The sequence below is a fragment of the Streptomyces sp. NPDC050528 genome (genome assembly GCF_044457795.1).
In the GTDB taxonomy this organism is placed as follows: Bacteria; Actinomycetota; Actinomycetes; order Streptomycetales; family Streptomycetaceae; genus Streptomyces.
In genome coordinates, this window is sequence record NZ_JBITHH010000013.1 from 186,434 (window position 1) to 211,633 (window position 25,200).

20 protein-coding genes are annotated in these 25,200 nt (G+C 71.3%); 11 read left to right on the forward strand and 9 right to left on the reverse strand.

Annotated elements, in window-relative coordinates:
• Nucleotides 1-12 precede the first annotated feature (12 nt).
• From ACIBK4_RS38185 to ACIBK4_RS38205, 5 genes are all read left to right on the forward strand, one after another.
• Complete coding sequence (locus tag ACIBK4_RS38185; protein ID WP_399002549.1) at nucleotides 13-1,113, forward strand: LLM class flavin-dependent oxidoreductase; 1,101 nt, start codon at nucleotides 13-15, stop codon at nucleotides 1,111-1,113.
• A 44-nt stretch (nucleotides 1,114-1,157) separates the two neighbouring features.
• Entirely contained in the window at nucleotides 1,158-2,165 is a 1,008-nt protein-coding gene (locus tag ACIBK4_RS38190) for an ABC transporter substrate-binding protein (RefSeq protein ID WP_399002551.1), read from the forward strand.
• Nucleotides 2,162-3,268 (forward strand): acyl-CoA dehydrogenase family protein, encoded by a 1,107-nt coding sequence (locus ACIBK4_RS38195; protein ID WP_399002553.1) that lies wholly within the window; start codon nucleotides 2,162-2,164, stop codon nucleotides 3,266-3,268. Before ACIBK4_RS38190 ends, ACIBK4_RS38195 begins: the two co-directional genes overlap by 4 nt.
• A gap of 28 nt (nucleotides 3,269-3,296) precedes the next feature.
• Nucleotides 3,297-4,679, forward strand: coding sequence for an FAD-binding oxidoreductase (locus tag ACIBK4_RS38200; protein WP_399002555.1), 1,383 nt, complete (start codon nucleotides 3,297-3,299; stop codon nucleotides 4,677-4,679).
• A gap of 215 nt (nucleotides 4,680-4,894) precedes the next feature.
• On the forward strand, nucleotides 4,895-6,316 hold the full coding sequence (locus ACIBK4_RS38205; RefSeq protein ID WP_399002557.1) for a family 2B encapsulin nanocompartment shell protein: 1,422 nt from the start codon (nucleotides 4,895-4,897) through the stop codon (nucleotides 6,314-6,316).
• A 13-nt stretch (nucleotides 6,317-6,329) separates the two neighbouring features.
• On the opposite strand, the gene ACIBK4_RS38210 is transcribed toward ACIBK4_RS38205, so the two are convergent.
• The 6 genes from ACIBK4_RS38210 to ACIBK4_RS38235 form a co-directional block, all read right to left on the reverse strand.
• The gene (locus tag ACIBK4_RS38210) at nucleotides 6,330-7,247 is read right to left on the reverse strand and encodes a PfkB family carbohydrate kinase (protein ID WP_399002559.1); all 918 of its coding nucleotides are present in this window, start codon (nucleotides 7,245-7,247) and stop codon (nucleotides 6,330-6,332) included.
• Nucleotides 7,244-8,248 carry an ADP-ribosylglycohydrolase family protein gene (locus ACIBK4_RS38215; RefSeq protein WP_399002561.1) on the reverse strand — a complete coding sequence of 335 codons (1,005 nt, stop codon included), beginning with the start codon at nucleotides 8,246-8,248 and terminating at the stop codon, nucleotides 7,244-7,246. Before ACIBK4_RS38215 ends, ACIBK4_RS38210 begins: the two co-directional genes overlap by 4 nt.
• Nucleotides 8,249-8,288: 40 nt before the next feature.
• Nucleotides 8,289-8,996 carry a GntR family transcriptional regulator gene (locus ACIBK4_RS38220; protein WP_399002562.1) on the reverse strand — a complete coding sequence of 236 codons (708 nt, stop codon included), beginning with the start codon at nucleotides 8,994-8,996 and terminating at the stop codon, nucleotides 8,289-8,291.
• Nucleotides 8,993-9,547, reverse strand: a complete 555-nt coding sequence (locus ACIBK4_RS38225; protein ID WP_399002564.1) for a cysteine hydrolase family protein — start codon at nucleotides 9,545-9,547, stop codon at nucleotides 8,993-8,995. The genes ACIBK4_RS38220 and ACIBK4_RS38225 overlap by 4 nt, the downstream gene beginning before the upstream one ends.
• On the reverse strand, nucleotides 9,544-11,025 hold the full coding sequence (locus ACIBK4_RS38230) for a purine-cytosine permease family protein (protein WP_399002566.1): 1,482 nt from the start codon (nucleotides 11,023-11,025) through the stop codon (nucleotides 9,544-9,546). The genes ACIBK4_RS38225 and ACIBK4_RS38230 overlap by 4 nt, the downstream gene beginning before the upstream one ends.
• A 78-nt stretch (nucleotides 11,026-11,103) precedes the next feature.
• The gene (locus ACIBK4_RS38235) at nucleotides 11,104-11,886 is read right to left on the reverse strand and encodes a DUF899 family protein (RefSeq protein ID WP_399002568.1); all 783 of its coding nucleotides are present in this window, start codon (nucleotides 11,884-11,886) and stop codon (nucleotides 11,104-11,106) included.
• Between the two features lie 237 nt (nucleotides 11,887-12,123).
• On the opposite strand from ACIBK4_RS38235, the gene ACIBK4_RS38240 reads away from it, so the two are divergent.
• The 4 genes from ACIBK4_RS38240 to ACIBK4_RS38255 all read left to right on the forward strand — a co-directional run bounded on the left by ACIBK4_RS38240 (nucleotide 12,124) and on the right by ACIBK4_RS38255 (nucleotide 16,473).
• Nucleotides 12,124-13,320 (forward strand): cytochrome P450, encoded by a 1,197-nt coding sequence (locus tag ACIBK4_RS38240; protein ID WP_399002570.1) that lies wholly within the window; start codon nucleotides 12,124-12,126, stop codon nucleotides 13,318-13,320.
• Between the two features lie 156 nt (nucleotides 13,321-13,476).
• Nucleotides 13,477-14,700 carry a cytochrome P450 gene (locus tag ACIBK4_RS38245; RefSeq protein WP_399002572.1) on the forward strand — a complete coding sequence of 408 codons (1,224 nt, stop codon included), beginning with the start codon at nucleotides 13,477-13,479 and terminating at the stop codon, nucleotides 14,698-14,700.
• A gap of 149 nt (nucleotides 14,701-14,849) precedes the next feature.
• Nucleotides 14,850-15,626, forward strand: coding sequence for a polysaccharide deacetylase family protein (locus tag ACIBK4_RS38250; RefSeq protein ID WP_399002574.1), 777 nt, complete (start codon nucleotides 14,850-14,852; stop codon nucleotides 15,624-15,626).
• A 184-nt stretch (nucleotides 15,627-15,810) separates the two neighbouring features.
• Nucleotides 15,811-16,473, forward strand: a complete 663-nt coding sequence (locus ACIBK4_RS38255) for a YceI family protein (protein ID WP_366430288.1) — start codon at nucleotides 15,811-15,813, stop codon at nucleotides 16,471-16,473.
• 103 nt (nucleotides 16,474-16,576) lie between these two features.
• Here ACIBK4_RS38255 and ACIBK4_RS38260 read toward each other — a convergent pair whose 3' ends face one another.
• Complete coding sequence (locus tag ACIBK4_RS38260) at nucleotides 16,577-18,184, reverse strand: amidohydrolase (RefSeq protein ID WP_399002577.1); 1,608 nt, start codon at nucleotides 18,182-18,184, stop codon at nucleotides 16,577-16,579.
• A 369-nt stretch (nucleotides 18,185-18,553) separates the two neighbouring features.
• Here ACIBK4_RS38260 and ACIBK4_RS38265 point away from each other — a divergent pair, with 369 nt between their 5' ends.
• Both ACIBK4_RS38265 and ACIBK4_RS38270 read left to right on the forward strand, forming a co-directional pair.
• Complete coding sequence (locus tag ACIBK4_RS38265; protein ID WP_399002579.1) at nucleotides 18,554-21,430, forward strand: AAA family ATPase; 2,877 nt, start codon at nucleotides 18,554-18,556, stop codon at nucleotides 21,428-21,430.
• Nucleotides 21,431-21,571: 141 nt separating this feature from the next.
• Nucleotides 21,572-23,194, forward strand: a complete 1,623-nt coding sequence (locus ACIBK4_RS38270; RefSeq protein ID WP_399002581.1) for a protease pro-enzyme activation domain-containing protein — start codon at nucleotides 21,572-21,574, stop codon at nucleotides 23,192-23,194.
• A gap of 64 nt (nucleotides 23,195-23,258) precedes the next feature.
• Here the strand turns inward: ACIBK4_RS38270 and ACIBK4_RS38275 are convergent, their stop codons facing one another.
• Entirely contained in the window at nucleotides 23,259-24,026 is a 768-nt protein-coding gene (locus ACIBK4_RS38275; RefSeq protein WP_399002583.1) for an enoyl-CoA hydratase/isomerase family protein, read from the reverse strand.
• Between the two features lie 8 nt (nucleotides 24,027-24,034).
• Nucleotides 24,035-25,138, reverse strand: coding sequence for a 1,2-phenylacetyl-CoA epoxidase subunit PaaE (gene paaE, locus ACIBK4_RS38280; RefSeq protein ID WP_399002585.1), 1,104 nt, complete (start codon nucleotides 25,136-25,138; stop codon nucleotides 24,035-24,037).
• Nucleotides 25,139-25,200 lie beyond the last annotated feature (62 nt).

Below are 25,200 nucleotides of genomic sequence, written 5' to 3' on the forward strand. Positions count from 1 at the left end.
AGGAGTTCGCACATGCCTGTCGAGTTCATCAGCGCCGTCCACACCGACTCCGGGGCCTCGGGTCCCGCCGCGTCGAGCCGCACCGGCCTGGACGTCGACCATCTGCGCAAGTACGCCCGGGCGTTGGACGACGGCGGCTTCGACCACACCCTGGTCGCCTACCACTCGGCCTCGCCCGACGCCTTCCAGATCGCCCAGTTCGTCGCCACCCACACCGAGCGCGTCCGCCCGATCCTCGCGCACCGGCCCGGCGTCGTCTTCCCCACGCACGCGGCCCGCGCCCTGGCCACCCTCGACCAGATCAGCGGCGGCCGGCTGACGCTGCACATCATCTCCGGCGGCAGCGACGAGGAGCAGCGCCGGGAGGGCGACTACCTCAACAAGGCCGAGCGGTACGAGCGTTCGGACGAGTACATCCAGATCCTGCGCAAGGTCTGGCAGGCCGAGGGACCCGTCTCGCACGAGGGCAAGTACTTCACGTTCGAGGGCTACTACTCCGACGTGAAGCCGGTGAACGGCCTCGTCCCGATCTCGGTCGGCGGCTCGTCCCAGGACGCGTACCGGGTGGGCGGGCAGCAGGGCGACATCTTCGGGCTGTGGGGCGAGCCGCTCAAGGAGACGGCGGAGCAGATCGCCTCCGTCAACGCGGTCGCGGATGCCGCCGGGCGCCCGCATCCCCGTATCTGGGTGTCGTTCCGGCCGATCATCGCGCCCACCGAGGAACTGGCCTGGGAGAAGGCGCACCGCACCCTCGGTGTCCTCAAGGACCAGGCGAAGAACACCGAGTTGCTCCGCCACTACCGCACCACCGGCCGCCCCGCGAACGTCGGTTCGCAGCGCCTCCTCGACATCGCCGAGCGCGGCGAGGTCCAGGACCGCTGCCTGTGGACGGCGCCCGCCGTCGCCACCAACGCGGCCGGCGCGTCAACTGCCCTTGTGGGCACGCCCGAGACGGTCGCCCAGGCACTCCTCGACTACGTCGACATCGGCTGCGACCTGCTGTCGATCCGCGGCTACGACCCGCTCAACGACGCGATCGACTACGCCCGTCACGTGCTCCCGCTGGTCCGCCAGGAACTCGCCCACCGGGCCAGCGCCTCGCACGCCGCCTGACCCGCCCGTCACCGTCTGATTGCGAACACCCTTATGGAGACCCCGTGTTGTTGCGCCACACCCTGCGCGCGTCCGCCGCCGCCCTCGTCCTGCTCCTGCCCTTCGCCTCGGCCTGCGGCGGCAGCGCGACGGCCGACTCCTCGTCCGACGTCTCCTCCGTCACTCTGCGGGTCGGCGACACCGGCTGGAAGGTCGGCGAGGCCGTCCTCAAGTACGCCCACCTCGACGACACCCCGTACAAAGTGAAGTGGAGCCTGTTCCAGGGCGGCGACCAGCAGCTCCAGGCGATCCGCGCCGGAGCGCTCGACGTGGCCTCCTCCAGCGAGATCCCGCCCCTCTTCTCGGCCGCCGACGGCAAGCCCAACTTCAAGGTCGTGGCCGTACAGCGCGGTTCGACCCTCAATCAGGAAGTCGTCGTCCCCAAGGGCTCGAAGGTGACCGACATCGCCGGCCTGAAGGGCAAGAAGGTCGGCTACGTCCAGAACACCACCGCCCACTACTTCCTCTACGAGCTGCTGAAGCAGGCCGGGTTGAAGTGGTCCGACATCGACGCCAAGCCGCTGCTCCCCAACGACGGCCTCGCGGCCCTGAACGGCGGCTCGATCGACGCCTTCGCCTCCTACGGCACGTCGATCATCACCGCCCACCAGCAGGGCGCGACGACGGTCGGCTCCGGCGCGGACATCCTCTCCGGCAACTTCCTCTGGTCCGCCCGCGACAGCGTCCTCAAGAGCCCCGCGCAACGGGCCGCCACGGCCGACCTGATCGCCCGGATCACCAAGGCGTACGCCTACGTCCGCGACGGCCACGAGACCGGCTTCGCCAAGGTCACCGCCGACGCCACCCACCAGCCGCTCGCCCAGGCCGAGTCGGACCTGATCGCCGCGCAGAAGCAACGTCCCACCCAGGCCAGGACAGTCGGCGCCGACACCATCGCCTCCCAGCAGAAGGTGGCCGACGCCTTCACCGAACTCGGCACGCTCAAGAAGCACTTGGACGTGAAGTCCTTCTGGACCACCGAACTCAACTCCGACCTGAAGAAGGCCCTGTGACCGCCCGCATCGCCGAACTGGCCGCCGGCTACGACCAGTCGGGCGCCTTCCCCACCGACTCCCTCCGCATCGCCCACGAGGCCGGCCTCCTCACCGCGACCATCGGCGAGTCCTACGGCGGCCGGGGCGCCCGGGTCGAGGAGAGCGCACGCATCCTCCACCGGATCGGGCAGGGCGACCCGTCGGTGGCCCTGATCGCGGCGATGACCCTCAACACGCACGCACGGCAGGCCGTACAGCCGCACTGGCCCGAAGAGCTGTACGCGCGGGTGGTCAAGGAGTCGTTCGAGCGGCCGGTACTCGTCAACCACGCACGCGTGGAACCCGAGTTGGGCTCCCCCGCACGCGGTGGCCTCCCCTCCACCCTCGCCCGGCGCACCCCGGACGGCTGGTCGCTGAGCGGCACCAAACGCTTCGTGACCGGCGCGGAGGGCCTGGACTGGTTCCTGGTGTGGGCCACGACCGACGAACCGGAACCGCGCGTCGGTACCTTCCTGGTGCCGGGTGGCTCCCCCGGCATCGACATCACCGGCCGCTGGGACCAGTTGGGGCTGCGGGCCAGCGGCAGTCACGACGTGACGTTCCGGGACGTGGAGATCCCGTACGAGCACGTCATCGGCATCGGCCCGTACGGCGCGTCGGCCGAACAGGACAACCGGGCCGGCGCCTCCCTCCATCTCCCGCTCGCCGCCCTCTACTTGGGGGTGGCACGTGCGGCCCAGTCCTTCTTCCACACGTTCGCCCACGAGCGCGTGCCCGCCAACCTCGGTCACCCGGTGGCCCGGACCGAACGCTTCCGCAGGACCGCCGGGGAGATCGAGGTACTGCTAGCCGGTGCCGAGCAACTGGTGTTCGGCGGAGCCGCCCGGGTGGACTCCGGCGACTCCACCTACACCCCCGAACAGGCCCTGGGGGCAAGGGTGTTGGCCGACCGACACGGTGTGCGGGCCGTAGAACTCGCCGTACGACTGATCGGCAATCCCGGGCTCGCGCGCGGCAATCCGCTGGAGCGGCACTTCCGGGACATCCAGTGCGCGCCCGTGCACGCGCCCCAGGAGGACATCTCCCTGCTCGCGATCGGAACGAAGGCGTTGAATCCGTGAAGGCACGCACAGTGAAGGTACGGAACCCGTGACCACAGCTCCCCCCACCGCCCCCACCGCCGCCGCCCGGCTGCTCGGTCTGCTCGCCCGGGATCTGCCGCCCGACCAACTGGCCACGGATCCGCGCACGTTGGGCGGGTACACCACGGACCGTTCGGGCACCCGCCCGGACGGTGTTCCGCTCGCCGTGGTGCACGCGCGGCGGACCGAGGACGTGACCGTCACACTTCGGCACGCCAACGCGCTGCGCGTGCCGGTGGTGCCGCGAGGCGCCGGCACCGGACTGTCGGGCGGGGCGTCGGCCGGTGAGGGGGTGCTCGTGCTGGACCTGTCCGGGATGAACCGCATCCTCGAACTGTCGGCCGACGATCAGCTCGCGGTGGTCGAACCGGGCGTGATCACCGCCGAGTTGGACCGGGCGGCGGCCGAGCACGGGCTGCGGTACGCGCCCGATCCGGCGAGTGCGGCGATCTCGACGATCGGCGGGAACATCGCGACCAACGCGGGCGGGCTGCGGTGCGCGAAGTACGGGGTGACGCGGGACAGCGTGCTCGGTCTGGAGGCCGTCCTCGCCGACGGCACGGTGGTCACGACCGGCCGTCGTACCGTCAAGGGGGTCACCGGGTACGACCTCACCGCGCTGCTGACCGGCTCCGAGGGCACCCTCGCCGTCATCACGTCGGCGACGCTGCGGCTGCGCCCGGTGCCGGTGGCGACCGCGACACTGGCCGCGTACTTCGACTCGTTCGAGGCGGCGGCCGAGGCGTCGTACGCGATCGGGCGGGCCGGGGTCGTACCGGCGCTCGCGGAGCTGCTCGACGGGCCGGTGCTGCGGGCCGTCGATCCGGCGCTCGGCGAGCGCGGGGCGGCGCTGCTGCTGGTGCAGTGCGACGGGGCGGGGGCGGCGATCGAGGCGGAGCAGGTCGCGCGGGTGCTGGCGCCGCTCGCCACGAGCGTGGAGACCACGGCGGACCCGATCGAGGCGGAGGCCCTGCTCGCGGCCCGGCGGCTCGCGCTGCCCGCACTGGAGCGCCTGGGGCGGCCGCTGATCGAGGACATCGCCGTGCCGCGCTCGCGGCTCGCGGAGGCGGTCCGTGAGATCCGCGCGATCTCGGCCCGGCACGACGTGCCGGTCTACACGCTCGCGCACGCGGCGGACGGCAACCTCCACCCGATCATCGTGGTCGATCCGGCCCTGGACCGACTCCCGGACGCGGCCTGGGAGGCGGCCGGCGAGATCTTCGCGCTGGCGCTGCGGCTCGGCGGGACGCTGACCGGTGAGCACGGTGTCGGTGTGCTCAAGCGGCAGTGGGTGGCGGACGAACTCGGGCCCACCGCCCACGCGTTGCAGCGCCGGCTGAAGGAGGCGTTCGACCCCAGGGGCATCCTCAACCCCGGCAAGACCTTGTGAGGCGCCGCGGATCGGATACCGCCGAACGGGTGAGGGCGAGTGATCCGAGGGTGGTGCGGGAGCACGTGCGATTGGCATGTGCCTCGACCGCCGTCCGAAGTCATCACTCGTCGTGACCGACGAGGGGTAGCTCTACGCACGGAATGTGACGGACGCATTCGTCCTGTCAACGGACACCGCCGTCCCGTCACCCGTGCGACAGGAGAGAAGGCACCATGTCGGTCGACACCGGTACCGCGCCCGAGGCGGGCGCCGAGGAGCGGGAACAGCAGAGCCTCGGTACCGCCGCGGCACGCACTCTGGCGACCACGACCAAGTCCGAACCCCAGATGCAGGGCATCAGTTCACGCTGGCTGACCCGCATGCTGCCCTGGGTGAACGTGCCCGGCGGCACCTACCGCGTGAACCGCCGGCTGTCGTACACGCGGGGCGACGGACGGGTGACGTTCGTCCAGACCGGCGCGCAAGTGCGGGTCGTCCCGGCCGAGTTGAGCGAACTGCCGCTGCTGCGCGGCTTCGCGGACGCCGACGCGCTCGACGCGCTGGCCGAGCGGTTCGAGCAACGGGAGTTCGCCCCGGGCCAGTTGATCGTGGAGGCGGGCCGCCCCGCCGACCAGGTGTACCTGATCGCGCACGGCAAGGTGGAGCAGCTCGGGGAGGGTCCCTACGGCGACGAGGCGGTCGCCGGTCTGCTGGCCGACGGCGACACCTTCGGCGGCCAGGTCCTCGCCGACCCCGACAGCACCTGGGAGTTCACGGCCCGCGCGGCGACGGCGACCACGGTGCTGGCGCTGCCGCACTCGGCGTACCAGGCCGTCGCGGAACGGCACCCGGAACTGAGCGCGCACGTCGACTCGGTCGGCGCTGACGAGCACGGCCCGGTCAACCCGTTCGGCGAGGCGGCGATCAACCTCAGCGCCGGGCACGTCGGCGAGCCGGACCTCCCGGGCACGTTCGTCGACTACGACCTCGCCCCGCGCGAGTACGAACTCAGCGTCGCCCAGACCGTGTTGAAGGTGCACAGCCGCGTCACCGACCTCTACAACCAGCCGATGAACCAGACCCAGCAGCAACTCCGGCTCACGATCGAGGCGTTGCGCGAGCGACAGGAGAACGAGCTGGTCAACAACCGGGACTTCGGCCTGCTGCACAACGCCGACTACGACCAGCGGATCTCCACCCACTCCGGCCCGCCGACCCCCGACGATCTGGACGAACTCCTCAGCATGCGGCGCGACACCCGCTACCTGTTCGCCCACCCGAAGGCGATCGCCGCGTTCGGCCGCGAGTGCAACAAGCGGGGCGTCTACTTCAGCGGCATCGACGTCGGCGGCCACCACCTGCCCGCCTGGCGCGGGGTGCCGCTGCTGCCGTGCGGCAAGATCCCGGTCAGCGAGTCCCGTACCTCGTCGATCATCGCCATGCGCACCGGCGAGGACGACCAGGGCGTGATCGGCCTCTACCAGACGGGCATCCCGGACGAGCTCGAACCGGGCCTCAACGTACGGTTCATGGGCATCAACGAGCAGGCGATCATCTCCTACCTGGTGAGCACCTACTTCTCGGCGGCGGTCCTGGTGCCGGACGCGATCGGCATCCTGGAGAACGTGGAAGTCGCCCGCCGGGACGGCAACTGACCGATCCCCAGGGCTAATTCTGAAGAAACGCGTCCAGTCGTGCCGCGTCCGGCGCCGTCGCCGGTCCCGACGCGGTGACGGCCAGGGCGGCGCCCGCATTGGCCCGGTGAGCGGCGGCCACCGGGTCGAGGCCCCGAGCCAGGGCGGCCATGAACACCCCGGTGTGCGCGTCGCCGGCGCCGTTGAGATCGACGGCGTCGACGGCGAACCCGGGGACGGCGACGAGGCGTTCGCCGTGGTGCAGGAGACACCCCTCGGGCCCGGTACGGACGAGCACCGAGCCGCGCCCCAGCCGGGATTGGAGCGCACGGGCAGCCTCGGCCGGATCGTCGGTCCCCGTGAGCAGCGCGGCCTCGCGGGCGTTGCAGCTCCACCAGTCCGAGCGGGCGAGCAGCAACTCCACGGCCCCGGCGGGGATTTCGCGGACCAGCGGTCCCGGGTCGGTGACCAGCGTGACCGCCGGGTCGAGTCGGGGCAGGAAGTCGAGCAGGGCGGTGCGGTTGCTGTCGTAGAGCAGGCTGTATCCGGTGACGTAGACGAAGTCGCCTGCGTGGGGCCGGAGTTCGGCCAGGTCGGCGCTGGTCAGCGTGGCCTCGGCGCCGGGGCTGGTGACGAAGGTGCGCTCGCCGTCCGCGTCGACCAGGCAGACGACGAAGCCGGTGTCCTGCTGCGGGCGCGGTGCGAGCAGGACCTCGATGCCCTCAGCGTGCAGTGCGGCGCGGGCCCGGTCGCCGAAGGAGCCGGTGCCGTGCGCTCCGGCGTAGGTCACCGGGAGTCCCTGGCGGGCGGCGGCGGCCATGACGTTGAAGCCGCCGCCCGGGGTGTGCTCGGTGCGGGTGGCGAGGACGTCGCCGCCGCGCTCGGGAAGGGCGGGGACATCGAGGACCAGGTCGACGACGACGTTGCCGAGGTGCCACAGCCTGGTGCTCACGGCCGGGCCCGGAGTTCGAGCAAGGCGGCCGCCGTCGCGTCGAGTTGAAGCTTCGGGTTGACGCGTGCGAGCGTCTCCCGCGCGTCGGCCGGGAAGGCGTCCACTCCATGGCAGGCGCCGCCGACCGCGCCCGCGATCGCGGCGATGGTGTCACAGTCACCGCCGACGGACGCGGCCAACAACGCGGCCCGCCAGGGGTCGTCGGGACAGGCGGCCAGGACGGCGAAGGCGGCGGGCACGGACTCCTGGGTGGCGAGGCTCGTCCCGACCAACGCGTAGACACGCTCGCAGACTTGAGCCTCCGCCAGACCTCGCACCAGCCCTGTCGCCCAGACGATCCGCTCGGCGACATCGGCGGCGGCCACCCAGTGTCCGCGCCCCGCCGCCAACCGGGCCGCCGACACGGCCACTTCGACCGCCTCCGGAACCGACGCCCCGTCAACTCCCGCGCTCACAGCGGCGGCCACGGCGGCGGCACCGGCGAGGGCGACCCCGGTGTTGTGGGTGAGGTTGCTGGCCTCCACCACCCGGTCCACCAACACCGCCGGGTCCGCGACCGACACGGCGATACCCACGGGCGCGATCCGCATCGCCGCGCCGTTGGTGGTGCCGTAGCGCCCCACCTCGTCGACCGGGGTGCCCGCGAGGACGAGTTCCACCGCGCGCTTCGTGGACGGTCCGAGGAGGTCGAGCGAGCCCCGGGCCCGCATGTCGTCCTCCCAGGCGACCAGGCGCCGGGCGAGTTCCGCCGGGTCGACGCGGCCCTTGCCGTCGAGGAGCAACTCGGCCAGGAGCAGGGCCTGTTCGGTGTCGTCGGTGACGGCTCCGGCCGGCATTCCGGCGGCGAGGGGATGGTCGGGGGCGGCCGGTTGGAAGCCGGTCAGGAACGGGCCGTAGCGCGAGGTGATGTCCGGGCGGGACAGCATCTGGGTGGGCATGCCGAGGGCGTCGCCGAGGGCGAGTCCGTGGAGGGCTCCGGTGGCGCGGCTCTGGAGGGTCATGGGAACTTTCCGGGGCAGGGGTCGGCTTCCGACGTGTGGGTCAGCCGAATTCGAGGGTGAGTTGGAAGTGGTCGGGGTCGAGGAGGCTCACGACATGTTCGACGAAGGATCCGTCGGCGGCCCGGCTGGTGCGCCGCGTGTCGAGGAACCAGTCACCCGGTTCGCGGCGCAGCAGCTCCGCCTCCCGCCCGTCGATCCGCCGCCCGCTGACCCGCTGTTCGCCGTGGTCGGGCCGCAGCCCGGCCCGCAGCATCACCTCGGTCAGGGACTCCTGGCCCAATCCCCGGGAGGGCAGGTCGCGGACCCCGGGCACGGGCGGCAGGAAGCTGCGTTCGTACGACACGACGACCGCGTCCGCGGCCAGTTCCCGTATCCGCTCCACGCACACGAACTCGGTGGTGTTCAGGGTGAGTTGACGGGCGAGGCGCTCGTCCCGTCGGGCATCCACCGCGAGGGTTCGTACCCGGGTGTCGATGCCCTGGGTGGCCAGTGCGTGGGCCCAGCCGAGGCGGTCGTCGAGGGGGCGGCCGTCGAAGAGGACGTAGGAGCCCTTGCCGGTGTGGGTGGCGATCAGGCCGGCCTCGGAGAGTTCGGCGAGGGCCGCGCGGACGGTCGTACGGCTGACGCCGAAGCGTTGGGCCAGGGCGTGTTCGCCGGGGAGTTGTTCGCCGGCGGGGCGGTGGCCGCTGCGGATCTCCTTGGCGAGGGTCTCGGTGATGCGCTGGTGTTTGAGGCGGACGGCGGTCATGACGGTTCCCCGACCACCTCGGCGACGGTGACCACCCGGATCAGGGGTTGGTAGAGGTCCATGACGTGCAACGCCTTGGCGTGGGAGTCGTCGTCCACGCCCGCGCAGGCGTCGGCGACGACCAGTACCTCGACTCCGGCGTCGGCGGCGGCGAGTGCCGTGGACAGGACGCAGCAGTCGGTGCTGACGCCGGCGAGGACGAGGCGGCCGGTGGGTCCGACGCGTTCGGCGAGTTCCGGGGTCCACTTGCCGAACGTGGGTGCGTCCACGAACTGCCGTGCCCGTACGGCGAATTCGTCGGTCAGCCGCCAGAGCGGGGCGTCCGGTGGCTGGAGCGCGAAGGGCCACTGGTCGTAGTAGGCGCGCCAGGCGCCCTCGGGTTTCTCGGGGGCCAGGAAGCGGGTGAAGGTGACGTGTTCGCCGAAGGCCGGGAGCAGTCGCCGTACGCCTGCCGCCGCCTGGTCGAAGCGGGGGGTGGCCCAGGGGCTGTCGGGGTCGGCGAAGACGCGCTGCATGTCGATGACGGCGAGGTGGCCGGTCGCGGGGGTCATACCGTGGCCACCGCCTCCGGGCTCGCGGCCTGTTCCTCCTGGCGCCGGACGCGGGCGCGGCCCAGCGCGAGGGTGCCGAGGAAGCCGAGGGCGAGGGCGATCAGGACCCCGAGGTTGGCGTAGGCCCAGGCGCCGGACTTGCCGCCGAGGCCGAGCGGGTCGAGCAGATAGCCCTGCCAACTCAGCCAGCTGGCGGCCGTGTTGGTGACCAGGCCCCAGCCGATCGCGGTGGCGGCGAGGGTGAGGATGAGGGGTGTGGGCTGGACGTCGCCGTAGCGGCCGTTCGGGCGGAAGAGGTCGCCCTCGTCGTAGTCGCGGCGGCGGAGCAGGAGGTCGGCGAGCATGATGCCGGACCAGGCGGCGATGGGGACGCCGAGGGTGGTGAGGAAGCCCATGAACTGACCGAGGAAGTCGTCGGCGAAGAACACGATGTAGACGGAGCCCGCGATCATCAGGACGCCGTCGACGAGCGCGGCGAGGTAGCGCGGGATCCGGAGGCCGGCCGACAGCAGGGCCAGGCCGGAGGAGTAGATGTCGAGGACCGCGCCGCCGACCAGGCCGAGGACGGCGACCACGGCGAACGGGACCAGGAACCAGGTCGGCAGGATCGTCGTGAGCGCGCCGATCGGGTCGGCGGCGACCGCCTTGTTGAGCGTGCTGGAGGAACCGGCGAGCAGCAGACCGAAGACCAGCAGGAGCAGCGGGGCCACGGAGGCGCCGAAGGTCGTCCAGCCGATGACGCCTCTGCTGGACGAACTCCGGGGCAGGTAACGGGAGTAGTCGGCGGCGGCGTTGACCCAGCCGAGGCCGAAGCCGGTCATCATGAACACCAGCGCGCCGATGAACTCCTGGGCGGAGCCCGCCGGTACGGCACTCACCGTGCTCCAGTGGATGTGGTCGGCGACGAGCGCGATGTAGACGATCGTGAGCACGCCGGTGACGACGGTGATGACCGTCTGGAGCCGCATGATCAGGTCGAAGCCCATGACTCCGCCGACGACGGTGAGCGCGCCGACCAGGATCAGCGCGACCACCTTGGTCTCGGTGCCGCCGCCCCAGCCGAGCCTGCTGAAGACGGTCGCGGTGGCCATCGTCGCGAGCGCGGTGAGGACGGTCTCCCATCCGACGGTGAGGACCCAGGAGATCACCGACGGCAGCCGGTTGCCGCGCACGCCGTAGGCGGCGCGGCTGAGGACCATCGTCGGCGCGGAGCCGCGCTTGCCGGCGACCGCGATGAAGCCGCAGAGCAGGAAGGAGAAGACGATCCCGATGACACCGGCGACGAGCGCCTGCCAGAAGGAGATCCCGAAGCCGAGCGCGAAGGCGCCGTAGCTCAGTCCGAGGATGGAGACGTTCGCTCCGAACCAGGGCCAGAACAGGGTACTTGGGGTGCCTTTGCGCTCGGCGTCGCCGATCACGTCGAGGCCGTGCGTCTCGACCTGGAGCTGCCGGGACTGGGAAGTCTGGGGGTCCGCCATCGTCGACCTACCTGTCTAGACGTGTTCAGTCGAGGCTAGGTGGGGTGATGAGGGGCGTCAAGAGCGGACCGCTCCGCGTCAGTGGCAGTCGCCGTGGCGGCCCAGGGTCTCGACGGGGGTCGCGCCGGGGCGGGTCCACTGCGGCACGGGACGGCTGGTCCCGCCCCAAGTGGCGTTCCCGTCGGCGTCCGAGCGCCAGTACCAGCAGGCGTCGCGCCCTGCCGGGTAGCCCTCGGGGTTGTCCTGCCAGGCCTCGCCGCGGCCGTAGGGGCTCATGTCGAGCAGCGCGAGGGAGCCGTTGACGGGCTCGTTGCCGCGGCCCGTCGTGGAGTACGTGAGGAAGACCCGGTCGCCGTCGCGCAGGAAGGCGAGGATGTGCCCCATCCCGCCGCCGATCGGGGCGTCCAGACCCCGCACCGAGTACCAGGGCTCGGTGTAGCCCATGAACGCGACGTACGGAGCGACCTCGTCCCACGCGCCCTCGGTCAGGACGGCGTACGAGACGCCCCGGGCGTTGAGGTAGACGGCGTCCTTCATGTGCCAGGCCGTGGTGGTGCAGCCCTCGCACTGCCCCTGGTGCGGGGCGCCGTCGTGCCACATGTGCTGGTACACCACGAGTTCGTCGCGCCCCTGGAACAGGTCGAGGAACGGCACCGGGCCGTCCGCCCCGACGACCTCGACCTTCCCGTCGAGCTCGACCATCGGCAGCCGCCGCCGGGCCGCGGCGATCGCGTCGCCCTCACGGGTGTGCGCCTTCTCGCGAACCAGCAGTTCGTCGCGCGCCGCGTTCCAGGTGGCGATGTCCACGACGGGCGGCTTGCCGGGGAGATCGCCGCTCGCGGTGCCGGGTGTGGTCGTCATGGGGTCCTCCGTAGTGTGTCGTTCCGGGCAGCGTCGCACGAAGCGCTACGACGCTCACCGGATCAGACTCCCGGGCCGACCGAAACTCATCGCGGCGCCCTGCTCCGTCCGGCTGTTCCGCTCACCGGCACAGCACGCGACACGGCGGCGAACCGTGCGCAGGCTGTTCCCATCGGTCGGGCGTCACACGTACCGCACCACGGGTGTCGCGCTCGCGTGATCTCGAAGGGGGCCGCCATGGAGTCGTCCGGGACGCGTCAGGGGCACGGCCAGACCGCCCGCACTCCCCGCGGAGTCCGTCCCCGCGCCCGCGACCCGTTGGCCCTGCTGATCGCGGAGTTCGACGGGGTGCACGACGTGTGGCGCTCGGCCGCGGGCACGGTGTGCGTGGCCGGTCCGGAGTCCGCCCGGGCGGTGCTCGGCAACCGGGACGCCGTGGTCGCCGAGGCGTCCGACTTCTACCGGACCCGGCACGGGGACTTCGGACCGCGTGCGGCGCAGATCCGGATCGGGCGCTCGGCGCGAGCCCTGATGCGTCGTCATCTGGACGCGCGGCGGGCGGAGTTGCCCGGTCTGGTCGCCGACCTCCTCGCTCCCAGCGCCGTCTGGCCCGACGCGGGCAACCTGCTCGTCCTGCGCCATCTGCGAGACGTCCTGCTGCACCGGGACGCGCCGCCCCAACTGCACGCCACCGTAGGGCAGATCGTCCACCGGGCGGTCCTGGCGGGCGCCCGGCACCGGCACTCGCCGCCGTCCCGACTGTTCTTCCGGCGCCGCGCGCTGAACTTCCTGCACGCCGAAATACGCGACCGGCAGCGGCAGTCGGACCCCAGTCTCGTTCCACGCGACCTGCTCGACGTCGTCGTGGGCGAGAGCGAGCGCGGGGCGGACCCGAAGGATCTCGCCGAGGTGTACCTCTCCTTCCTGTTCGCCGCCGTCGGCTCGGTGGGCTTCGCGCTCGGCTGGTCGGTGTATCTGCTGGGCACGCATCCCGACTCCCTTGCGGCGGAGCCGAGTTGGACGGTGCGGGAGGCGCTGCGGCTGTGGCCGGTGGCGTGGCTGTTCGCGCGGACACCGAGCCATGCGCAGACACTCGGCGGAGCGGAGGTGACCCCGCGCGACCTCCTCGCCGTCTGCACCTATCTGGTGCACCGGCACCCCGAGTACTGGGAGCGGCCGGACGAGTTCGTGCCCGAGCGGTGGGCTGGGGCGGTGCCGGACGGGGCGTATCTGCCGTTCGGGCACGGGCCGCACACCTGCGCCGGAGCGACCGTCACCATGCGGCTCCTCGAAGACCTCGTCGAACTGATCACCCGTGACTGGCAGTTGTCGGTCACCCATGACGGCGCCGGCCCCCAGGTGGGCCCGGCGCTCGCTCCACCGCGTTTCACCGCGGTGCTGAGCGCCCGCACCGACGGTCCCGGAAGGAGGTGAACGCGCATGCACGCCCTGTATCTCAAGGCGAAGTCCGTCCTCAACATCCGAGGAACGTACGGGCAGTTCTGGTACCTGTACCACCACATCTGACCGGCCCGGCGCGGGGAACCACCGAGCGGCCGGCTCCCCGCGCCCCACGAGGGGACGCTCATCATGACCACCCCGCAGCACCCCGAGGACTTCCTGCACGCCATCCGTACGCGCAGCGCCGCCGAGGACGGGATCTTCTGGGTCGACGACACCCGGCTCGGTGTGTTCGAGCCGGAGGCGGCGCGCCACGTGAGCGCCACCAACTGGCACCGGTTCGTCCTCAACGACCGGCTGATCGACATGCTGCGGCGGCGGCACAGCACCGAGGTGCGGTGGAGCCGGATCCGTTCCGCGTGGCTCACCCAACTGCACACGCTGGCCACGGCGGAGCACCAGGGCGCGTTGATCGACCGCATGGAGCGGGTCGTCGACGAGCGGCTCGGCGAGGACGTCGACCTGGTGATGCTGACCCAGGACGTGGCGCTGCGGTCCATGCTGCCGGTCGCGCTGTCCGGTCTCACCTCCGCCGAGGCCGAACTGGTGCGCCGGGACCTGGAGATGAAGCTGCTGCGGCTCGTGGCGCCCGAGCCCGCCGGGATCTGGCACCACCTGCGGTTCATCGGCGTACAGCTGCGGTCCGGGCTCGTGGTGCGCCGGGTGCTGCGGCAGCGCGCGCACGGCAAGCGGCGGCGGGAGCTGGATCTCGCCGATCCGTTCGTCGATCTGTTGCCCCAACTCGGCATGGACCGCGCCCTGGACGTGGTGACCACGGTCCTCACCGCGATCGGCGGCCCGCCGGGCACCGCCGCCGCGAGTCTGCTGTACGAGTTCGTCCGGCATCCCGAGTGGCAGGAGCGGCTCGGCGAGGAACTGCGCGCCGTGGACCCGGTGGAGTTCCGTACCGCTCCGGCGCACGCGGCGCCGGTGACGCACCGGTTCGTGAAGGAGGTGCTGCGGCTGTGGAGCCCGCCGCTGCTGCTGGTCCGGCGCAACCAGTTCGCCTTCGACTTCGGCAAGACCCGTCTGGAGCCCGGCGATTGGTATCTCCTGAGCCCGCATCTCATCCACCGTGACGAACGGGTCTGGAAGCAGCCCGATGTCTTCGACCCGGACCGTTTCCTGCCGGGCGCGCCGCACGGACCGGCGGACCGTACCTGTTATGTGCCGTTCGGCTGGGCGCCGAAGAAGTGCGTGGGCGCCGGCATCGGGACCGTCCAACTGATGGGCCTGTGCCACCTGTTGTGCACGCGCTACCGGTTGACCGTCGAGCACCCCGAGAACGTGACGATGGCCCTGCGCTTCGCCCCGGTCCCGGAGGACTTCCGCGGGCGTCTCACCCGGCGGTAGCGAAACCTCCTGGACGTCCGCTCGTTGAGCCTGCGTCTCGGAACTCCCGCGAAATTGTCCGTGATCCGTAACAGGCGGATCCTTCCCCGCCTTTACGCCGTCCTGACGAGTGCACGGAGTCGATCAAACAGGACAAGGGCAGGGCTGACATGGCGCGGCACGGTGGGCGGGGCTGGTACGGGCGGGTACTCGCGGCGGCGGTCGGGGTGACCGCGGTGGCGGCGGCCACCTCGGTATGGACCGCGCAGGCCGGTGTCGTCGACAGGCAGGGCGCCGGGAACTCGCGTCCCTCCGCCGCCGGTTCGGCCCCCGCCCGGGCGACCGTGTCGGAGGAGATCGTGCACGCCTCCGACAAGGGCGCGCAGGGCGTCAACATCACCATCGACGACGGGCCGGACCCGACCTGGACCCCGCAGGTGCTCCAAGTCCTCAAGGAGTACGGGGTGAAGGCCACCTTCTGCATGATCGGTCCCGAAGCCGAGGCCCACCCCGACCTGGTCAAGGCGGTCGTGGCGGCCGGTCACCGGCTGTGCGACCACACCGTCTCGCACGACACCACGATGGACAAGAAGTCCGAGTCGTACCAGTCGCAGGAGATCCTGAACGCCGCGAACATGATCACCAAGGCGTCCGGCGGTGTCCGGCCCCTGTACTACCGTGCGCCGGGCGGTGCCTTCACGCCGTACAGCCGGCATCTCGCCGCCTCGCAGGGGATGCGCCCGCTGGGCTGGAACGTCGACTCCAAGGACTTCGAACTCCCGGGCACGGACGCCATCATCACCACCGTCAAGAGCGAACTCCCGAACGGGCCGACCATCCTGTTCCACGACGCCGGCGGCGACCGCTCGGAGACCGTGGCCGCGCTGCGCGAGATCCTGCCGTGGCTGAAGCAGCAGGGTTATTCCTTCGGATTCCCGGTGCGCTGAACGGTGGGGTACCGAACAGCGCACTGAATTGGCGTCAGCCGTATTTCGGGTGACGAATATGTGTGGGAAATGTGTAATGGCCCGCGAGGTGACGGTATTTAAGCGTGTCAGTGCCGATTCGCGGTGCTGTCGGTTCCCCATGAAGGCTTGCGGCGCTATCAGGTGTGCAGTAACTACGTGATACATGAACCTGTTCAACCGTGCTGCGCCCCTCCGCCGCTCGGCACCCCCCGCAGCCCCGCAACGCCCCGCCGCCCCACCGGCCTTCACCTCCTCTTCCGGCCTGCCCGATCCCGCCCTGGCGGAGCTGACCGGAGAGTGGATGATCGACCCCGCGCACAGCCGCATCGGCTTCTCCGTCCGGCACGCGATGGTGACGACCGTGCGCGGGTCTTTTCCCGATTACAAAAGCCGGCTCTACTTCGACGGCCGCAACCCCGCCCGTTCGCAGGCCGAGATCGTGGTGGAGACCGGCAGTGTCGACACCGGTGTGGAACAACGCGACGGCCACTTGGTCGGCCGTGACTTCCTGGACTCCGCCACCTTCCCGCGGATGCGCTTCGCGAGTACCGCCGTGCAAATGGCGGGCAACGATGTCTACCGCATGCTCGGCGACCTCACCATCAAGGACGTCACCCGTCCCGTCGTCCTGGAACTCACGTACATCGGCCATGTCACCGACCCGTTCGGATACGAGCGCGTCGGTTTCGACGGCACCACCACCATCGACCGTTCCGACTGGGGTCTGACCTACAACTCCCGGCTGGCGGAAGGCGGTGCGATGGTGAGCGAGAAGGTGCGCCTTCAGTTCGACATCGCGGCGATCCGTACGATGCCGGCCGCCTGACGGAACGTTCACTCGCCCGGACGGCGTGTCGCTGCGTGCCGGGCGAGTCGTGTGTTGCCGGTTGTTTCTCTTGGCCTCCACCTGCTTCCGGTCGCGCGGGTCCCTACCGGGTGACGAGCCGGCCGCCGACGATCGTGTGGACGGGGTTCAGGTCGCGCAGGGCGTCGCTCGGGCAGTCGGCGGGGTCCCGGTCCCAGACGGTGAGGTCGGCGAGGCGGCCCGGTGCGAGCGTGCCGCGCAGGTCCTGATCGCCGCACAGGCGGGCCGCGTTGAGCGTGTGCAGGGTGACGGCCTCGTCGTAGGTGATCGCGTGTTCGGGACCCTTGACGCCGATGACGGTCTGGCGGGTGGTCATGCCGTAGACGGACCGCATCGCGCCGAACTGGCCGACAGGGAAGTCGGATCCGGCGCTGACCTCGGCACCCAGGTCGATCCAGCCGCGGGCCGGGAAGAGCCGGGCGACGCGTTCCGGGCCCCAGAAGCCCTCCTCCACCTCGGCGGTGTCGTGCAGCAGGGGCTGCTGGATGGTGACGGGGATGCCCAACTCGACGGCGCGGGCGCGCTGTTCGGGTCCGGCGAGGCCGCCGTGCTCCATCACCAGCGTGCCGGCGGGCAGGCCGGGGTTGCGGGCGAGGACGCGCTCGTAGACGTCCAGGAGGGTGCGGACAGCGCGGTCGCCGTAGGCGTGGGTGCCGACCCGCCAGCCGCGCCGGACCACCGCCTCGACGGCCTCGACCAGTGCGTCCGGCTCCCAGATCAGGGTTCCGGAGAAGGCGTGGTCACAGGCGTACGGCTCCTCGGTCGCCCCGGCTTCGAGGCCGCCGTCGAGCCCGAACTTCACGCCCCACACCCGCAGCCACGGGTCGGAGCCGTCACGCCAGTCCTCCATGACGTCGAGCAGGTCCTCCACCTGGGCCGCGCTGGTCATGCCGAGGGCCGAAATCAGCGCGCGGACACGGGTGTTGAGCGCGCCGGCCTCGCGGGCGGCGAGAAGGACGGCATAGTCCTCGGGCGTGACCGCGCAGTCCCGGACGGTGCCGATGCCGGTGGCCGCGTACTGGGCGGACGCCAGGCGCAGTCCGTCGATCCGCTGGGCCCGGTCCGGGGCCGGGACCAGACGCTCCACCAGGCCCAGCGCGTTGTCGATCAGCCGCCCGTTGAGCCGGCCGTCGGCGTCGCGGCCGATGACACCGCCAGGCGGTGCGGGGGTGTCCTCGGTGATGCCCGCGAGGCGCAGCGCGTAGCTGTTGACGATGTCGTTGTGGCCGCCGCGCTTGACGAGGACGGGGTGCCGGTCGGTGGCCCGGTCGAGTTCGGCCGCGGTGGGCATGCGGCGCTCGGCGAGGTTGAGTTCCTGCCAGTTGGTGGTGGTACGGATCCACTCGCCCTCGGGGGTCACCTTCGCGCGTTGCCGGATCAGGTCCAGGAACTCAGCGATGTCGTGGGCCTGGTGGACGGGCACGTCGTGCGCGCCGAGCGCGGCGAAGATCAGGTGCGTGTGGGTGTCGTCGAACGCGGGCAGCACGGTGGCGCCGGGCAGGTCGCGCACCGTCGTGCGCTCGCTCACGAGGTGGTCGAGTCCGTTCAGGTCGGGCGAGAGGGCCACGATGCGGTCACCCCGCACGGCCAGCGCCCGCTGCGGCGCCTGGCCGGGCACCAGTGTGTGGATCGCTTCGGCCCGGATCACCAAATCGGCTCCGTGATCAGTCATCGTTCTCTCCCGCCTGCTGTTCTCTGCGACATCCGCTGACCAGGCTTTTGTACGGTCGGTCGACTGGTTCCCGCACATATCGCGCCGCCAGCCGCAGGAAACACGCCATGTATGCGGCATACAGTCGAGATCATGCGCCAATCAATCAACAGGTCGAGCCGTCGGATCACGGCCATCGCGTTCGGCGCGCACCGCGCGGCGGCACCGGAGAGCCACTGACACACGACCGTCATTGACAAGGCGATTCCGCAACGGTTGTCATGAACACATGCGGAAATATCCAGAGACCCACGACCACCACCGATCCGACTGCCCCGCCTTCGGCTCCGGTTGTGGTCCGTCCCTGGACTCGCCGTGGAAGTACGGTCATTGACCAGCCGCCGCGAGCTGCTCGACACCGCCCAGGCCGAGTTGACGCTGCGTCACGGAGTGCTGCTGTACGGCCCCGCCGGGATCGGCAAGTCCGTGGCGCTGGCCGCCCTCGTGACGTCCTCGGCCGCGCAAGTCCGGCCGCCCGTAACGGTGTTGCACTGCTCCCCCGCCGAGGAGGACGCCAGGCTCCCCTTCGCCGGTCTCGTCGACCTGTTCGCCCGGGTGCCGGAGAGCTGCCTGGAGGCCCTGGCGCCGGAGCCCCAAGTGGCGTTGCGGGCGGCCCTGTTGCGCGGTGAGGCCCCGGACGGCGACCGCGACCGGCTCGCGCTCCGCGTCGCCGTTCTCGACGTACTGCGTGCCCTCGCCGCGACGGGACCTGTGCTGCTGGTTCTGGACGGCCTCCAGTGGCTGGACGAACCGACCGCCGAGGTACTCGCCTTCGTCGTACGGCGTATCGAGGGCCTCGGCATACGCGTGGTGGCCGCCGAGCGAGTGACGGACGGCGAGCAGCCCGAGCGGCCGCGCTGCTGCCCGCCCGGCACCGCCGAACTCCCCGTGCCACCCCTGACGGACGACGAGGTGGCGCGGCTCCTGGACGCCGAGCTGCCACCGGCGGCGGTACGGGCCGTGCAGGACACCGCCGCCGGAAACCCTTGGTACGCAGTGGAGTTGGGGCGGACGGCGCCGCGCGACGGAGCGGCCGTCGGCCTCGGGCGGACCCTGCCCGTACCGCAGCGACTGCGCGCCCTGCTCCTGGGCCAGGTGCGCGCGCTGCCGGAGACCGCGCGCCGCGCCCTGCTCGTCTCAAGTGCCGCCGGCCGCCCCACACTTACGTTGCTGCGGGCCGCCGGGTTCCACGACCCCGCCGCCGACCTCGCGGAGGCGGAACGGCTCGGTGTCGCGACGGCCGACGCCGACGGGACCGTACGTTTCCGGCATCCGCTGCTCAAGGCCGCCGTGTACGCGGATGCTCCGGAGCACGACCGCCGGAAGGCGCACGCGCTGTTGGCCGGCGCGGTCACCGAACTCGTCGAGCAGGCACGGCACTTGGCGCTCGCCCACCCCTACGAGGACGAGACCACCGCCCGCACGCTGATGTCGGCGGCCGAGTCCGCGCGGCGCGACGGTGCGCCCGACGCCGCCTTCGAACTGGCCGCCCTCGCGGCCCGGCGCACTCCCGGCGACCGTCCGGCGGAGCGGGCCGACCGGTTGTTGGCGGCGGCCGAATACGCGTGTGACGCAGGGCAGTTGGAAGAGGCGGGGCAGGCGGCCGAAACCGTGCTCGCCGGGTCGGGTTCCGCACGGCAGCGGGTGCGGGCACGGCTGGTCCTGCTGCGCAACGCCGGGCAGGCGTTGCGGGGCGCCCATGCCCTGATCGAGGAGGGGTTGCGGGACGCCGACGGCGATCCGGAGGCCGAGGCATGGCTCCACTACTGGGCCGCCGTACGGGGCCTGCTGTGCGGGGAGTTGGAGGACGCGGCCCGGCATGCCCGGCGCGCCGCGCGGCAGGCGGCCGTGGTCGGGGACACGGAGACCCGGATCGGGGCGCTCGCCACGCTCGCCCGGGTGCGTTCCCTGGGCGGTGAACCGGTCGCCGCCGACGTCGCGTTGGAGGAGGCGCTCGCGCTGGCCGGTGGTGCCGGTGCCGGGCCGGAGAGCTGGGGGCTGATCCGGATGCGGGCGATCCTCGCGCTGGACTCCGACAAGGTGCCCGAGGCTCAGCGGCGGGTCACCGAACTCCTCGCGGAGATCGGGGAGTTCGCCGGTGTCGAGGAGGTCATGGCGACCCTCGTCGCACTCACCCGCATCCAAGTACGCGCCGGACACTGCCGGGAGGCCCTGCGCACCGCCGCCCGCTGCACACGTGCCGTGGCCGACACCGGCGTACAGACCGCTCCGGCGCTGTACGCGGCCGCGCTCGCGGCGACCGCCGGCGGGACCGCCGACGAGGCGCGGCAGCTGGCCGAGCAGGCGGTGCGGGCCTCGGAGGCGGACGGTGACCGACTGTTCCTGCTGCGGGCGTTGGCGGTGCTGGGGCAGGCCGAGTTGCTGGTCGGTGACCCGCGTGGGGCTGCCGCCGCGGTCGAGGCGCTGCAACGCGTGAAGGAACTCGGCGCGGCCATGTCCGCCGCCGATCCGCCGCTGTTGCACTGGTACAGCGATCTGGCCGAGGCCCTGGTCGTGCTGGGTGAGACGGACGCGGCCGGGGCCGTGATCGCCGAGGCTCGGAAGCGGGTGTCGGTCGACGCGCCCGGCAGCGTACTGGCGGCGCTGGAACGGGCCGAGGGGCTGCGCGAGGCGGGGCTCGGCCGGGCGAAGGAGGGGGCGGTACGGCTGCGGGCCGCCGTGGACCGGTTGCGTCAACTCCCGTTGCCCGTGGACCTGGTACGCACGCTCATCGCGCTCGGCGCGGTCGAGCGCCGGGCTCGTCACCGGAACGCGGCACGCACCGCTCTCGGTGAGGCATGGGAGACGGCGACGCGGATCGGCGCCGTTCCGCTGGCGGCGCGGGCCGGGGACGAACTGGCCCGGCTGGAGGCCGGCGACCGGGACGGTGAGGGGCGGCCCGAACTCACGCCCACGGAGGCGCGGGTGGCCGAGCTGGTCGGCGGTGGAGCCACCAACAGGGAAGTCGCGGCGGAGTTGTTCATCAGCGTGAAGACAGTGGAGGGCACCCTCTCCCGGGTCTACCGCAAGGTCGGGGTCCGCTCGCGCACCGCGCTCGCCCACGCCATGGCGGTCGCCGTCATCGCGTCCGGCGCGGCGACCGTGAGCGTCGGCGACGACGACCAACAGCAGCTCACGGCACAGGCGGTGACGGTCAGTCAGCCTGGCCGGGTTCGCACGCCCCGGACGCTCGACAATCGCCGCTGACCTGTCATTCGCGGTTCACATGACATCCGCAGTTAACACGCGACGCAAGGGTTCCCCCGCTTATGCGGGTGGGGTCGATGTTCCTACGGTGAAGCCGTTCCGCTTCCGGGACAGCAACCCCCCACTCCTCGGAGGACCTCAGTGACGTCACGACTGAAACTGGTCGGTCTGGTCGCCGTACCGGCTCTGCTCGCCGCCGCCGTCCCCAGCGCCTACGCCGCCGCCCAGCCGCACACAACTCGCGCCGCCATCGCGGGAGATGTCCTCACGGGCCTGAACCACGACGCGGCCCGCACCGGCGCCGTCTCCGCCGCCAAGCGCATATCGGTGGCCATCAGCCTGACCCCGAGAAACGACAGGTCGCTCGACACGTTCGTCGCCGACGTCAGTAATCCGCGGTCGAGTTCGTACGGCCACTATCTGACGAAAGCTCAGTTCGCGGCCCGGTTCGGCCGGACGGACGCCGAGGTGAAGCAGGTCAAGGACTTCCTGCGCGCCCAGGGTCTCACCGTCGGCAAGGTCCACTCGGGGAACCTGCTGGTCGACGCCAGCGGCACCGCCGCGCAGTTGGAGAAGGCGTTCGGCACCAAGCTGTCGACGTGGAAGGACGCCAAGTCGGGCCGCGCGTTCTACGCCAACGAGACCGCGCCGACCCTGCCGACCGGCATCGCCGGCCTGGTCAGCGACGTGACCGGCCTCAACAACCGCGCCCAGCTGCACCACCAGGGTTCCGCCAAGGTCAACCCGCACAACGGCCCCGGCGGCGGCTACACCCCGGCCCAGATCAAGGGCGGCTACAACGTCTCCGGCACGTACACCGGCAGCGGCCAGAAGATCGCGCTGCTGGAGTTCGACGGCTTCGCGCAGTCCAACATCACCAAGTACGACACCAACTACAGCCTGGGCTCCCCCACTCCGACCGTGTCGAAGGTGGACGGCGGTTCCGGCGCGCTCGGTGACGGCCAGGTCGAGGTCGAGCTGGACATCGAGGTCCTGCACGCGATCGCCCCCAAGGCGAACGTCACCGTCTTCGAGGGTCCCAACTCCGACGCCGGTGAGGTCGACACCTACCAGGCCATCGTCGACAGCGGCATCCCGACCACCTCGATCAGCTGGGGTGCCTCCGAGAGCCAGCGCACCACCTCCAACATCAACGCCGTGGACGCCGTCTTCAAGGCGGGCGCGGCCGAGGGCCTCGGCTTCTACGCGGCCTCCGGCGACGACGGCTCGGACGACGCGGGCGACGGCACGACCACGGTCGACTACCCGGCCGCCGACCCGTACGTCACCGGCGTCGGCGGCACGACGCTGACCGTGACCTCCGCCAACGCGTGGAGCAAGGAGACGGCCTGGTCGGGCGGTGGCGGCGGCAAGTCCTCCGTCTTCAAGATCCCGAGCTGGCAGACCGCGGTGCAGAAGAGCGCCGGCGGCGGCTACCGGCAGGTCCCCGACGTGTCGGCGCTCGCGAACCCGAGCCCCGGTGTCTCGATCTACTCGCAGGGCAGCTGGGGCACGGTCGGCGGCACCAGCGCCGCCGCGCCCGAGTGGGCGGCCTTCGGCGCGCTCTACAACCAGCAGGCCGCGGCGGCCGGCAAGGCCAACCTCGGCTTCGCCAACCCCGCCCTCTACACGGCGAGCGGCACCGGCTTCCACGACATCACCAGTGGCAGCAACGGCGCCTACTCCGCCGCCAGCGGCTGGGACTTCACCACCGGCTGGGGTTCGTACAACGCGGCGACCCTGGCGACCAAGCTGCTCGGCTGACCCACAGCAGCAATGAGAGAGCGGGCCGGGACTCACTCCCGGCCCGCTCTTCACGTCCCCCGAATCACCTGAACTCGGCTTTGCCGGGGCCCTCTTCGACGAAGCTCCGCATCCCACGCTCACGGTCCTCGGTCGCGAACAGCCCCGCGAACCACGTGCGTTCGACCGCGAGCCCGGTCTCGATGTCCGTCTCCAACCCGGTGTCGATCGCTTCCTTCGCCGCACGCAACGCGATCGCCGGACCCTGCGCGAGCCTCGCCGCCCACGCATGCGCCTCACTGAACACCTCGGCGGCGGGGACGAGTCGATCGACGAGCCCCAGCGCCAAAGCCTCATCAGCCTTGACCATCCGACCCGTGAAGATCAGATCCTTCGCCTTCGACGGACCGATCAACCGCGCCAGCCGCTGCGTACCACCCGCCCCCGGAATCAACCCGAGCAGAATCTCCGGCTGCCCCAACTTCGCGTTGTCAGCGGCAATACGGAAGTCGGCACACAACGCCAACTCACAACCCCCGCCCAGCGCATAGCCGGTAATGGCCGCGACCACCGGCTTCGGAATACGCGCCACCGCCGTGAACGACTCCTGCAACGCCCGCGACCGTACGACCATCGCCGCATGGTCCATCCGCTGCATCTCCTTGATGTCCGCACCCGCCGCGAACACCTTCTCCCCGCCGTAGATCACCACGGCCCGCACATCGTCGCGACGCGAAGCCTCCTCGGCGAGTTCCTTGAGGCGGTCCTGGGTGGCGACGTCCAGCGCGTTCATGGGCGGGCGGTCGAGGCGGATCGTGCCGACGCCCTTGGCGACCTCGAAGTGAAGTGTCATCGCCGGCCTCAGCTGTCGTAGTCGACGGCGAGAGTGTCGGACACGGGGAACGTCTGGCAGGTCAGGACGTAACCGGCGTCGACCTCGGCGGGTTCGAGGGCGTAGTTGCGCCGCATGTCCGCGGTGCCATCGGTGACCAGCGCACGGCAGGTGCCGCAGACGCCGCCCTTGCAGGCGAAGGGCAGGTCGGGGCGGGTCTTCTGGGCGCCGTCGAGGATCGAAGTGTCCCTGGGGAGCGCGGAGTTGGTGGTGCGGCCGTCGAGGGTGACGGTGACCTGGCTGACGGGACCGTCGTAGACCTTGTCGACGTGTTCGTTGGTCCGTACGGGCTCGTCGTCGGCGTAGAACAGCTCCTGGTGGACGCGTTCGACGGGGACGCCGAGGCCGGTGAGCACCTGCTGGGCGTCACGGACCATGCCGTGCGGGCCGCACAGCCACCAGTGGTCGGCGGTGTCCACGTCGACGAGGGCGTCCACGAGCGCGGTGAGCCGGTCGGCGTCGAGGCGGCCGGAGAGGATCTCGGCCTCGCGGGGTTCGCGGGACAGGATGTGCGCGAGCTGGAAACGGCCCGGGTACAGGTCCTTCAGGTCGGCGAGGTCGTCGGCGAACATCACGGTGTCGCTGCGCCGGTTGCCGTAGAAGAGCGTGACGCGGGAGCGGGTGTCGGCGGCGAGGACGGATTCCGCGATGGAGAGCATCGGGGTGATGCCGGAGCCGGCGGCGATCAGGACGTGGTGGCCGGGGCTGGTCAGGTCGGGGGTGAAGGCGCCGGTGGGGGCCATCACCTCGACGGTGTCTCCGGGACGTACGTCGTTGACCAGCCAGGAGGAGAACAGGCCACCGGGGACGACCCGTACACCGATACGCGGACGCGCTCCGGCCGGGGAGCAGATGGAGTACGAGCGCCGCTCGTCACGCCCCTCGACCTCACGGCGAAGGGTGAGCGACTGACCGGGCCGGTACGCGAACTCCTCGGCGAGGTGCTCGGGAATGTCGAAGCTGATGGCGGCGGCGTCCTCGCACAGCACCTCGACGGCGGCGACCCGCAGCGCGTGGAAGGCCGGGCGCCGGCGCGCCGAACGGGCGGGGGTGGCGGGGGCCGGGGCGGTCACTGGTCCACCGTCCTTTCCACGGGCGGGAGTTGGGGGCTCACGGCGAGCGCGAGCAGGCGTTG